Source organism: Novosphingobium organovorum, assembly GCF_022832435.1.
GTDB classification, from domain to species: Bacteria; Pseudomonadota; Alphaproteobacteria; order Sphingomonadales; family Sphingomonadaceae; genus Novosphingobium; species Novosphingobium organovorum.
Genome location: NZ_JALHLF010000107.1, coordinates 1 through 12,295 on the forward strand (window position 1 = coordinate 1; position 12,295 = coordinate 12,295).

The following is a 12,295-nucleotide window of genomic DNA, read 5'->3' on the forward strand; positions in this document are numbered from 1 at the left end:
CGACATGCCCCGCATCCCCAGACGCGAACTCGACGCCTTCGCGCCTAATGCCGATGTGCGGCGGTAGGGCCGCGATGAAGCGCCGCACGTTTCTGGCCGCGGGAGCCGCCAATGCCCTGAACGCCGCGCTGACCACGGCGCCGCTCGGTGCCCGCCCCTCACGAGCGCCGCGCGTCGGGCGTTTCGAGGCGGTGCGCGAGGGCACCGTCTGGACCTTTCGTGGTATCCGCTACGGCCGCGCCGAACGCTTTGCCCCGCCCCGCCCCGAACCGATCGATGGCGCGCCGATTACCGCCGCACACTTCGGACCGCTGTGCCCACAACGCGCACTGTCCGACCAGCCCCAGAGCGAGGACTGCCTGTTCCTCAACGTCTGGACGCCCGAGGCGCACCCGGCCGCCAGCCGCGCGGTCATGGTCTATTTCCACGGCGGCGCCTACACCACCGGCTCGGTCACCGACCCCTTGACCCACGGCGCGCGGCTGGCGGCCGGTGGCGACGTCGTCGTCGTTACCGTCAACCACCGCCTCAACGCGCTGGGCTACGCCTGGCTCAAGTCCTTCGACCTGCGGCTGGGAGACAGCGGCAACCTCGGCCAGCTCGACCTCATCCTGGCGCTGCAGTGGGTGCACGCGCACATCGCCCGCTTCGGCGGCGATCCAGCGCGGGTGATGGTCTTCGGGCAATCGGGCGGCGGCGCCAAGATCGCCACGCTCATGGCCATGCCCGCCGCGCGCGGGCTGTTCCACAGCGCGGCGACGATGAGCGGCCAGCAGGTCCAGGCCAGCGGGCCGATGCACGCCGAGGCGCGCACCCGCGCTTTCTTCGCGCACCTCGGGCTTGCACAGGGAGACGTCGCGGCCTTGCGCGCGCTGCCGGTCGAGCGGCTGATCGAGGGGCTCGACGCGACCGATCCGGTCATGGGCCAGGGGCCGGTCTACTTCGGCCCGGTGCTCGACATGACCAACCTGCCGCGCCATCCGTTCTGGCCCGACGCCGCGCCGCAATCGCTGGACGTGCCGATGATCCTGGGCAACGTGCACGACGAGACGCGCGCCTTCCTCGACCCGCGCGGGCCCAAGCTAGCGGGCCTGAACTGGGACAATCTGCCCGCGCGCATCGCGCCCGAGATCAAGATCGACCTCGATCCGCAATGGGCCGTCGCGCAGTACCGTACACGCTACCCGCAGTGGAGCCCCGAGCGGATCTTCTACGCCGCGACCACGGCGGGCCGCTCATGGCCGGGGCAAGTGATCGAGGCGGACGCGCGCGCCCACGCCGGAGCGGCGGCCACCTGGGTCTACCAGCTCGACCGCCCCTCCCCGCTCGACCCGTTGCGCGGCGCGGCGCACACCGACGACATTCCTTACGTCTTTGGCACGCTCGACGCGCCGGGAAGCTATTCGGGCACCGATACCGGGGCGCAGGCGCTCAGCAAGACGATGATGCGCGCCTTTGCCGGGCTCGCCCGCCAGGGGCGCCCCGGCCTTGCCGAGTGGTCACCCTACGCCTTGCCGACACGCGCCACGATGGTCTTCGATGATCGTTCGCGCGTGGAGGCGGACCCGCGCCGCTGGGAGCGCGAACTGTGGGCCAGCGCGCCTTACGTGCAGCCGGGAAGCTAGTGGTTCGATTCTGACATTTGATACCCTATCGGATAGGGCGCGCTCAAATGTCAGAATCGCTTCGAACCACTAGCATTTATTTGATTCTAGTGCATTTTACGATTTTGACATTTGCAGACCCATCCCAGCCGCCAGGGGATGCAAATGGCAAAATCAATCCACTAGGGCGTGAACGCATGAACGCGCGCCCTAGGAATTGCATGGTGCCCGTCGAAGCCCCTCCCGCCCCTCCCGCAAGCGGGAGGGGAGGAGGACGAGGGGGTGAACACCTTGAACGGCCTTCCTTCTATTTCTCGGGCGGGACNGGCGTGAACGCATGAACGCGCGCCCTAGGAATTGCATGGTGCCCGTCGAAGCCCCTCCCGCCCCTCCCGCAAGCGGGAGGGGAGGAGGACGAGGGGGTGAACACCTTGAACGGCCTTCCTTCTATTTCTCGGGCGGGACCGGATAGGCAATGATGAGCGAAAGCGGTGCCGCACCGGTCTGGCGGATGCCGACCACCGCGCCGGTGTAGAGATAGGCGCTCATGCCCGGCGTGAGCCTTGCGGTCTTTCCATCGGATTGGACAAGCCCCTCGCCCGCAAGGACGTAGTAGACCTCATCGTGCGCGATCGGGTGAAGGCCGATCGCCGCGCCCGGGTGGAGCACGCGGCGGCGAAACTCCATCGTGCGCGGGGGCGGGGCGGCATCGGAAATGCGGTAGGCGGTGCTCATTCCGATGGCCCCGTGCGGAGGGGCTTCCTCGCGCACGGTCTCGGCCTCGTCGATCACCGCCATCGGCGGCGCGGCCGCCGCGAGCAGCACCCCTGCGACGAACGCCCCCGCCCCGGTCACGGCCGGGGCGCCGCGCGCATCGCCGCGTCGCGTGCGGAGAGCTTTTCCTGAGCGCCGGTCTTCTGGCCCGGATAGACGCCCGAGCGCGGCGTCATCGTCGCCATGTTCCAGTCCTTCTCGACGAAGGGCGCGCGGGTCGGCGCGGAGTGCGGGTAGCCGCCCACGACCTTTTCGTCGTCGAGAATCTCGCCGCGCCCTTCGGCCACGAAGAACAGCATACGGATATCGTCGGGCGCCCGATCCCAGGGGCGGGCCCCGACACTGGCGAGCAGGCTCGTCTCGAGCTGGTCGGCGGGCAGGATGGCGTAGCCATCGAGGCTGGCCATCGGGCTGTCCTTCTCGATCAGGCGGGCCTTGGTCACGCCGTAGCGCCCGAACATCGGCGCGGGATTGCCCCAGCGATCGACCGACTTGTTGTCCTTGCCATAATAGGCGAGATCGCCGTCACCGCCGAGCATCAGGAACGGCAAGCCGGGCGCGGTCGCGTTGCCCGCGCGCATGAGGTTGCCCACCGCGGTGATCTCGCCAGTAACATAGTCATGCCCGGCCCATTCCAGATTCATCAGGTTGTAGTGCACCGCACGGTGGCCGGGATCGTAGATCATGTTGTTGATCATCAGCACTTGCGCGCCGCCCTTGACCAGTGGCGAGCGCTCCATGTTGTGCGCCCACAGGTTGCGGTAGAAGGTGATGTGGGTGGTGTTGTCGTGGACCAGCGAGCCCTTGGAGTGTTCACCCTTGGGGTGGCTGGCGTCGGCCAGGCCCTCGGCGGCGATATTTTCGCGGAAAAGGATGTCGTGGCTGGTGTTGCGGCGCCAGTCGGCCACCGTCTCGCCGGCAAAGCGCGGGCCCGAGGCCGACATGTTCTCGTCGATCGCCCAGAAGAAGCTGCAATGCTCGACCACCACGTTGTAGGCCGCCACGGTGGAGAAGGCGTCGGCCTCCCAGCCCGAAAGCTTGGGCTGGCCATCGACCCCGGTCATGATCCGCAGGTGGCTGAGGACGATGTCGTGGCTCTTGAGGTCGATCCCGCCGCGAATGATCGTGATGCCCGGCGACGGGGCGGTTTGCCCGGCGATCGTAGCGAAGGGTTCGGTGATCTCGAGCGTCGAGCGTCCGAGATCGATCACCCCGCCCACCTCGAACACGATGACCCGCTTGCCCTTGGTCGCAAGGGCCGCGGCGAGCGAGCCGGGGCCGTCCTTGGCCAGAGTCGTCACGCGCACGATTCGCCCCCCCTCGCCACCGTGGGTCGGATCGGCGGGGGCAGCAAAAGCGGTCGCCGCACAAGCAAAAAAGGCTCCGGCGAATAGCGCCAAACGGCTCGTGAGCTTACGAAAACTCAAAACAACTCTCCCACTCTACTTCTGCTTCTTGACAGGACGGGTTGCCTGCGGCCATAACAATGACACCGGTTACCACTAAGAGCAACACCCAATAATGGGGACAATACTCGATAGAGTAATACAGGGACGGGGGATACGAACCACCGTAAGTACGCGCCGAAAGGCGTTGGGAGACGATGAACTGACAGGGGCGACAGACACTGTCCGCAATCCTGACACCGGTAACATAAGACTAATGAGCCAAGTGAGGGGATGAGGCCATGCGCAAGCATGTATCGAGGATTTCACTAGTCAAGAGCGCGCTCGTGGCGACCAGCGCGCTGGCACTTCCACACGTGGCGCAGGCGCAGGACAGCGCCGCCACCACCAGCCAGACGACAACCAACCCATCGGCGAGCGCGCAGAGCGACGCGTTCGACATGGAGTCGATCATCGTGACCGGCTACCGCCAGTCGCTCGACGCCGCGATCAACGTGAAGCGCGATTCGGTGAGCGCGGTCGACGCCATCGTCGCCGAGGACATCGCCAAGTTCCCCGACCAGAACCTGGCCGAATCGCTCCAGCGCATTCCGGGCATCTCGATCCAGCGCGACGCGGGCGAGGGCCGCGCGATCACCGTGCGAGGCCTCGGCGCGCAGTTCACCCGTGTCCGGGTCAACGGCATGGAGACCATCGCCACCTCGACCGACGGCGCCTCGGCCAACCGCGACCGCGCGTTCGACTTCAACGTGTTCGCCTCCGAACTGTTCAGCTCGATCGTGGTCCACAAGACCGCCGAGGCCGCGCTCGACGAAGGTTCGCTGGGCGCCGTGGTCGACCTCAACACCGGGGTTCCGCTGTCGGGCAAGACCGGGATGACTCTCGTCGCCTCGGCGCAAGGGCGCTACAACGACCTGTCCAAGGACCTCTCCCCGCGCCTCGCCGGCCTCGTCGGCTGGGTCAACGAGGACCAGACCTTCGGCGTTTCGGCTTCGGTCGCCTGGTCGAAATACACCACGCAGGAACTGGGCAACAACTCGGTGCGCTGGGCGCAGGCCCCGTTCCGCTCGGTCGACGGCGAAACCTGCATGAGCGGGTCGAGCTTCGTCGCCGACCCGTCCGATGCCTGCATCGCGGTGGCCGAGGCGTTCCACCCGCGCATTCCGCGCTACGGCCTCGTCAGCCACGATCGCAACCGCCTGGGCGCAACCGCCTCGATCCAGTTCGAGCCGAACGAGAACACCAAGCTCTCGCTCGACGGGCTCTACTCGCTGTTCAAGGAGAACCGCGACGAATACTGGGGCGAGGTGCTGCTGCGCAGCAACGAAAAGTCGATCGACGTGTCCAATTACACGATCGATGCCAACAACAACCTGATTTCGGCCGATCTCGACAACGTCTACGTGCGCACCGAGCGTTACCACCGGGAAAGCCAGACCAAGTTCTACCAGCTCTCCGCGCGGCTCGAACAGCGCCTGTCGGACAGCCTCAAGGTCAACCTGCTGGGCGGTGTGTCCAAGTCCAAGGCCGACATCCCGGTCGAGACCACGCTGATCTTCGACGACACCGACGCCACCGGCTACCACTACGACTATTCCAACATGAAGTCGCCGGTGCTCACCTTCGGCAGCGGGATCGACGATCCCTCCAGCTTCACCTTCGCCGAATTCCGCGACCGGCCTTCGTTCCTGACCAACAAATTCAAGACCTTCACCGGCGATCTGGACTGGGACGTCACCGAAGGCTTCAAGCTGCTGGGTGGCGGGTTCTTCCGCCAGTTCGATTTCGACACGGTCGGCTACCGGCGCGATTCGACTTATTGCGCGGCCTTCACCTGCGATGCCGGGACCAACGGCGCGCAAGTCACCGACGCCATTTCGCAGACCTTCAACCTGGGCAACGCGGGGCAGCCGGCGGGCACCACCACCAGCTGGATCGTCCCCGATCTCAAGGCCGCGGCCGATGCCATCGATCTTTACGGGCGCGAGGCGGTGCTGCAGCAGGGCGAGCAGCGCGCGGTGACCGAAAAGACCATGGGCGGCTGGTTCATGACCCAGTTCGAAACCGAACTGCTGGGTCTGCGCGTCACCGGCAACGCGGGCGTGCGCTACGCCAAGACCAAGCAGTCCTCCTCAGGCTTTTCGGACGGCACTTACGTCACGGTCCAGCGCGAGTACGACGACTGGTTGCCCTCGTTCAACCTCAACATCTTCCCGGCCGACAACCTGATCGTGCGCGGGGCGATCGCCAAGGTGATCACCCGTCCCACGCTCGGCAGCCTGACGCCGGGCGGGTCGGTGGACCAGTACAATTTCTCGATCTCCTCGGGCAATCCGTTCCTCGATCCCTACCGCGCGACGACCTACGACGTCGCGGTGGAATGGTACTTCGCGCCGGGCGCGCTGGCCTCGGTCGCGCTGTTCGCCAAGGACATCGCGAGCTTCCCGATCTCCACCTCGTTCCAGGGCACCTGGGCCGACAGCGGCCTGCCGACCTCGCTGCTGACCGCCGGGACCCCCGCCTACAACGCGGTGGTGCTGGGTGAGGACCCGAACCGCGAGTTCCAGTTCAAGACCACCGGTAACGGTCCGGGCGCCACCCTGAAGGGCATCGAACTGGCCCTGCAGCTGCCCTTCTCGACCTTTTCCGACGGGTTCCTGCGCAACTTCGGCGTGCTCGCCAACCTCACCCTGGTGCAGAGCGACGTGGACTATTCGATCGCCGGCGCGCTGGCTTACGATGCCTCGGCCAACAAGCTCGTCGCACAGGCCAACGGCGCCTACACCCAGCCGCTGCTCGGGCTTGCCAAGCGCTCGTGGAACACCACCGCCTACTACGACGATGGCACGTTCTCGATCCGGGGCTCGGTCGCCTACCGCAGCGGCTACAGCGACAGCACGAGCGGCAACAACAACGTGTTCGAGGGCTACGGCAGCTCGCTCAACGTCGATGCCTCGATCCGCTACAAGCTGACCGAGCAGATCGAGCTTTCGGTCGAGGGGACCAACCTCACCGACGATTACCGCTACCGCTTCACCGACCTGGAAGCCAACCGCAACTACGAAAACAACCACTATGGCCGCACCTTCCTGTTCGGTGCGCGCTTCAAGTACTGAGCCAAGGCCTGGACGCAGGAAAAGGGTGCCTTCATGACCATCGACCGCCGATCGTTCGTGGGGGCATCGCTGCTCGCGGGGTTGACCATCGCAAGGGGAGAAGGGCGGGCCCAGACCGCCCCTCCCCACGCGCCCGGCGCCCTTCCCCCCGGTCTGCCCCAGCCGGCCGAGACGATCGACCTGTGGCCCTCGGGCGCGCCGGGAATGCCGACCCCGCCCCCGGTCGAAACCGTGGCCGAACGCGCGCAAGATCCGCTCGTCACAGACCGCGCGGTGCGCGGCATCGCGCGCCCGCGCCTCGTCGTGTTCCGGCCCGACCGGCCCAACGGCGGCGCGGTGCTGCTCACTCCGGGCGGCGGCTACAAGCACGTCGTGGTCGACAAGGAAGGCTACGAAATGGCGCGCTGGCTCGCCGCGCGCGGGTTCACCGCCTTTGTCCTGTTCTACCGCCTGCCCGGCGAAGGCTGGGCGCAGCGCGCCGACGTGCCGCTGGCCGACGCGCAGCGCGCCATGCGCGTGATCCGCCAGCGCGCGCGCGCTTTCGCGATCGTGCCCGAACGCGTGGGCACGATGGGCTTTTCGGCGGGCGGGCATGTCTGCGCCGATCTGGCCGCGCGCTTTGCCACGCGGGTCTATGCGCCGCTCGACGCGGCCGACGCGCTTTCCGCCCGCCCGGTCTGCGCCGCGCCGATCTACCCGGTGGTCTCGATGGACCCGGCGATCGCCCACGTGGGTTCGCGCGCCTTGCTGCTCGGCCCCGCTCCCTCGCCGCAAAGCGAGGCCGCGCATTCGCCCGATCGCACCGTGCCCGCCGACGCGCCGCCGCATTTCCTGCTCCACGCCGAGGATGACGCCATCGTCCCGGTGGACAACACGCTGCGCCTGCGCGCGGCGCTCAAGGGCCGCTCGATCGCGGTGGAAACCCACCTCTTCACGCATGGCGGACACGGCTTCGGCTTGCGCAAGGCGCTGGGCAAGCCGGTCGAGGCCTGGCCCGAGCTGTGGCGCGCCTGGGCCCGCACCTGTGGACTGGGATGATTTAGGATGACCGAATTCGACCGGCGCAGCGCGCTCAAGAGTGCAGCGCTGGGTGTCATGGGACTGGCGGCACCGACGGGATCGGCGGCCGCTGCCGGGGCGGGCAAATCCTCTCTCCTCCTGCCCGCCCCGGCAACCTCTGCCGCTTTCCCCTGGAAACGCGGGCGCGACAACCAGCGCCTCGCCGACCGGGGCGATGGCACCTTCCTCAATCCCGTGCTTTCGGGCGACCGGCCCGACCCGGCGATCCTCAAGGACGGTGAGGACTACTACCTCACGTTCTCGAGCTTCGACGCCTACCCCTGCCTCACCATCTGGCACAGCCGCGATCTGGTGAACTGGCAGCCGCGCAAAGCCGCGCTGACCCGCAACATCGGCTCGGTCTGGGCGGTGAGCCTCATCAAGCACGAGGGCCGCTATTTCCTCTACATTCCGGTCAAGGCCGAGCCGCGCAACGACATCTACGTCATCACCGCCGAGACCATCGACGGCCCCTGGAGCGACCCGGTCGCGCTTGGCCTGCACGCGCATATCGATCCGTGCCACGCGGTTGGCGAGGACGGTTCGCGCTGGCTGTTCCTTTCAGGCGGGGACCGGGTTCCCCTCAGCGCCGACGGTCTCTCCGTGGCCGGGGCGGTCGAGCACGTCTATGATCCCTGGCGCTATCCCGAAGACTGGGACGTCGAAGGTTTTTCGCCCGAAGGCCCCAAGATTCACTGGCACGACGGCTGGTTCCATCTGCTAAGCGCGGTGGGCGGCACCGCCGGGCCGCCGACCGGGCACATGGTCATCGCCGCGCGTTCGCGCTCGATCCATGGTCCGTGGGAGCAGCACCCCGACAATCCTCTGGTGCGCACGCAAAGCCTTGACGAAGCCTGGTGGTCGCGCGGGCACGCCTCGCTCGTCGAAGGGCCTGACGAGCGCTGGTACGCGCTCTATCACGGCTACGAAGCGGGACTGTGGACACTTGGCCGTCAATGCCTGCTCGATACGGTGGAATGGGGCGCGGACGGCTGGCCGCGCATGACCGGCGGCGATCTTTCGTGCCCGCTCGCAATCCCGCAAGGCGGTGCGGCAGTGCCCCACGGCCTGGCCCTGTCGGACGATTTTTCCGCGCCGCTCGCGCTCGGCACGCGCTGGTCGTTCTTCCGCCCTGGCCCCGACGAAGCGCAGCGTTGCCGGGTGTCGGGCGGCGTGCTGCACCTGGCCGCACGGGGCACCGCACACCGCGATGGATCGCCACTGCTCCAGATCGCGGGCGATCCTGCCTACCAGTTCGAATGCGACATCGCGATCGATCCGGGCTGCACCGCGGGGCTCTTGCTGTTCTACGACGACAGGCTCTACGCAGGGCTCGGCTTCGATACCGCGCGCTTCGTCACCCACCAGTACGGGATCGAACGCGCGCGCCCCGCCAACCCGCACGGCGCGCAGATGAAGATGCGCGTGACCAACCGGCGCCACATCGTCGCCTTCCACACCTCGGGCGATGGCGGGGCGAGCTGGCAGCGCTTCGATCGCGGCATGGAAGTCTCGGGCTACCACCACAATGTACGCGGCGGGTTCCTGATGCTACGCCCCGGCCTCTACGCCGCCGGTTCGGGCGAGGCCCGTTTTCGCAATTTCCGTTTCACTGCACTGGACGATTGATGCCCCGCCCGCTGACGCTTCACCCCGACCGCCTGCTTCCCGCCGATCCGGCCACCCGCACGCTTGCGCGCGAACTCTACGCCTCGGTCGCCAGCTTGCCGATCGTGAGCCCGCACGGGCACACCGATCCCGCCTGGTTTGCCCGCAACGCGCCTTTCGGCAACGCCACCGAGCTGCTGCTGGTGCCCGACCACTACGTCTTTCGCATGCTCTATTCGCAGGGCGTGCCGATGGAGACGCTGGGCGTGCGCAACCCCGAAGCCGACCCGCGCGAGGCCTGGCGCCTGCTCGCCAGCCATTACCACCTGTTTCGCGCCACGCCCTCGCGGCTCTGGCTCGACTGGGTCTTCGCCGAGGCTTTTGGCCTGACCGTGCGGCTCGAAGCGGAGACCTCGGACCTCTATTTCGACACGATCACCCAGGCTCTGGCGAGCGAGGCGTTCCGCCCCCGCGCGCTGTTCGATCGCTACGGCATCGAAGCCATCGCCACCACCGAAAGCCCACTCGACACGCTCGAACACCACGCCGCGCTGCGCAAAGAAAACGCCCGTCCCGGCGGCTGGCAGGGCAAGGTCATCACCGCCTACCGCCCCGACCCGGTGATCGACCCCGAGTTCGAGGGCTTCCAGGCCAACCTCGCCCGCTTCTCCGACCTCACCGACGAGGATTGCGGCACCTGGCAGGGCTATCTTGCCGCGCACCGCAAACGCCGCGCCTTCTTCGCCGCGATGGGCGCCACCTCGACCGACCACGGCCACCCCACCCCGCGCACCGCCGACCTGCCCCTGGCCGAGGCCGAGGCGCTGTTCGCCAAAGTTGCCAAAGGGCCCTGCACCCCGGCCGAGGCCGAGCTGTTCCGCGCCCAGATGCTGACCGAAATGGCCGCGATGAGCCTTGAGGACGGGCTGGTCATGCAGATCCATCCCGGCGCCTTTCGCAACCACAACGCGCGCGTGTTCCAGCGTTTCGGCCGCGACAAGGGGGCCGACATCCCGAGCCGGACCGAATACGTCGCCAATCTCAAGCCCCTGCTCGACCGTTTCGGCAACGAGCCGGGGCTCTCGATCATCCTGTTCACGCTGGACGAAAGCACTTACGCGCGCGAACTGGCCCCGCTCGCAGGCCACTACCCCTGCCTCAAGCTCGGCCCGGCCTGGTGGTTCCACGACAGTCCCGAGGGCATGCGCCGCTTCCGCCGCATGACGACCGAAACCGCCGGGCTCTACAACACGGTGGGCTTCAACGACGATACCCGCGCCTTCCTGTCGATCCCGGCCCGCCACGATGTCGCGCGGCGGATCGACTGCGGCTTCCTCGCCGAACTGGTGATGGAGCATCGGATCGAGGATTGGGAGGCCGCCGAACTCGCGCAGGACCTTGCCTACAATCTCGTCAAGCAGGCCTACAGGCTGTGAGCGCGCGCCTTTCGGCCGCCGCGCTCGGCGCGCTGCCCTCCGCGATCGCACGGCCCGGCTACGAGCGCGACGCGCAAGGGGTGGGCATCGTCCATTTCGGCATCGGCGCCTTTCACCGCGCGCACCAGGCCTGGTACACCGACGCGGCAATGAACGCGGGCGAGCGGGACTGGATGATCTGCGGCGTCTCGCTGCGCTCGGCAGGCGTGGCCGACCAGCTCAACGCGCAAGGCGGGCTCTACACGCTGAGCGAATGCAGCGCGCAGGGGCAGCAACACCGCGTAATCGGATCGGTGCGCGAGGTGCTCGTCGCGCCCCAGGCCGCCGCGCGCCTCGCGGTCCAGCTCACCGCGCCGCAAACGCGCATCGTCAGCTTTACGGTCACCGAGAAGGGCTACTGCCGCAAGGCCGACGGGACGCTCGACCGCGCCGCCGCGCGCGACGGGTTCTATCCCATCCTGACCGATTCCCTGCGCCAGCGAAAAGCCGCAGGCTGCGGCGGGCTTACCCTGCTTTCGTGCGACAATCTGGCCGATAACGGGCGCCAGCTCGAACGGCTGATGCACGCCTGGCTGGAGAGCGAGGCGCCCGATCTGCGCGCCTGGTTCGAAGCCGAATGCACCTGCCCTTCGACCATGGTCGATCGCATCGTGCCCGCCACCACCCCGGCCGATCGCGACGCGGTGGCCGGGGCGCTGGGCCTGCGCGACGAAGGCGCGGTAATGACCGAGCCCTTCAGCCAGTGGGTGATCGAAGACCGTTTCGCGGGCGCTCGGCCCGGCTGGGAGCGCCACGGCGCCCAGCTGGTCAGCGATGTCGCGCCTTACGAGACGGCCAAGCTGCGCATGCTCAACGGCGCGCATTCCGCGCTCGCCTACCTAGGTTTGCAGCGTGGCCACGCTTTCGTCCACGAAGCGGTGCGCGACCCGCAGATCCGCCCGCTGATCGAGGGGATCATGCGCGCCGAGGCCGCGCCCACCATCGCCGCCGCGCCCGAGCAGGACCTGCCCGCCTACGCCGACGCGCTGCTCGCCCGGTTCGAAAATCCCGCGCTCAACCACAAGCTCATCCAGATCGCGATGGACGGCAGCCAGAAGATCCCGCAGCGCTGGCTCGAAACGCTCGAGGCCAACCGTCGGATGGGGCGCACATGCCCCGGCATCGCGGCCGCTCTGTCGGCGTGGTTCGCGCATCTTCGCGGCGCCAACGCGCCGCGCTGGGGAGCGCTCGACGATCCGCTGGCCCAGCCGCTCGCCCGGATCGCGGCGCAAGGCTCCGACGCCGACGTGGCG

Annotated in this window: 8 protein-coding genes; 6 read left to right on the forward strand and 2 right to left on the reverse strand. The window is 67.8% G+C overall.

Annotation, left to right across the window (positions count from 1 at the left end; genetic code table 11):
• Window positions 1-74 precede the first annotated feature (74 nt).
• On the forward strand, window positions 75-1,625 hold the full coding sequence (locus MTR62_RS17575; RefSeq protein WP_244023361.1) for a carboxylesterase/lipase family protein: 1,551 nt from the start codon (window positions 75-77) through the stop codon (window positions 1,623-1,625).
• A gap of 426 nt (window positions 1,626-2,051) precedes the next feature.
• On the opposite strand, the gene MTR62_RS17580 is transcribed toward MTR62_RS17575, so the two are convergent.
• Together MTR62_RS17580 and MTR62_RS17585 are read right to left on the reverse strand one after the other, a co-directional pair.
• On the reverse strand, window positions 2,052-2,402 hold the full coding sequence (locus MTR62_RS17580; protein WP_244023373.1) for a cupin domain-containing protein: 351 nt from the start codon (window positions 2,400-2,402) through the stop codon (window positions 2,052-2,054).
• 53 nt (window positions 2,403-2,455) lie between these two features.
• Window positions 2,456-3,778, reverse strand: a complete 1,323-nt coding sequence (locus MTR62_RS17585) for a pectate lyase family protein (protein ID WP_244023375.1) — start codon at window positions 3,776-3,778, stop codon at window positions 2,456-2,458.
• A gap of 287 nt (window positions 3,779-4,065) precedes the next feature.
• Between MTR62_RS17585 and MTR62_RS17590 the strand changes: the two genes are divergently transcribed.
• The 5 genes from MTR62_RS17590 to MTR62_RS17610 form a co-directional block, all read left to right on the forward strand.
• On the forward strand, window positions 4,066-6,900 hold the full coding sequence (locus MTR62_RS17590) for a TonB-dependent receptor (RefSeq protein WP_244023363.1): 2,835 nt from the start codon (window positions 4,066-4,068) through the stop codon (window positions 6,898-6,900).
• Window positions 6,901-6,933: 33 nt separating this feature from the next.
• On the forward strand, window positions 6,934-7,938 hold the full coding sequence (locus tag MTR62_RS17595; protein WP_244023365.1) for an alpha/beta hydrolase: 1,005 nt from the start codon (window positions 6,934-6,936) through the stop codon (window positions 7,936-7,938).
• Window positions 7,939-7,944: 6 nt separating this feature from the next.
• On the forward strand, window positions 7,945-9,588 hold the full coding sequence (locus MTR62_RS17600) for a family 43 glycosylhydrolase (protein ID WP_244023367.1): 1,644 nt from the start codon (window positions 7,945-7,947) through the stop codon (window positions 9,586-9,588).
• A complete protein-coding gene (gene uxaC, locus MTR62_RS17605) occupies window positions 9,588-11,003 on the forward strand; it encodes a glucuronate isomerase (RefSeq protein ID WP_244023369.1) in 1,416 nt (471 codons plus the stop codon). The genes MTR62_RS17600 and uxaC overlap by 1 nt, the downstream gene beginning before the upstream one ends.
• Window positions 11,000-12,295 (forward strand): mannitol dehydrogenase family protein (locus tag MTR62_RS17610; protein WP_244023371.1); only part of this gene is annotated, 1,296 nt, incomplete at its 3' end. The genes uxaC and MTR62_RS17610, both read left to right, overlap by 4 nt.

Bases quoted from the DNA above. Each gene is read 5' to 3' on its own strand.
- uxaC (WP_244023369.1), top strand. From the start codon at position 9,588: ATGCCCCGCCCGCTGACGCTTCACCCCGACCGCCTGCTTCCCGCCGAT.
- MTR62_RS17575 (WP_244023361.1), top strand. From the start codon at position 75: ATGAAGCGCCGCACGTTTCTGGCCGCGGGAGCCGCCAATGCCCTGAAC.
- MTR62_RS17580 (WP_244023373.1), bottom strand. From the start codon at position 2,402: ATGGCGGTGATCGACGAGGCCGAGACCGTGCGCGAGGAAGCCCCTCCG.
- MTR62_RS17600 (WP_244023367.1), top strand. From the start codon at position 7,945: ATGACCGAATTCGACCGGCGCAGCGCGCTCAAGAGTGCAGCGCTGGGT.
- MTR62_RS17595 (WP_244023365.1), top strand. From the start codon at position 6,934: ATGACCATCGACCGCCGATCGTTCGTGGGGGCATCGCTGCTCGCGGGG.
- MTR62_RS17590 (WP_244023363.1), top strand. From the start codon at position 4,066: ATGCGCAAGCATGTATCGAGGATTTCACTAGTCAAGAGCGCGCTCGTG.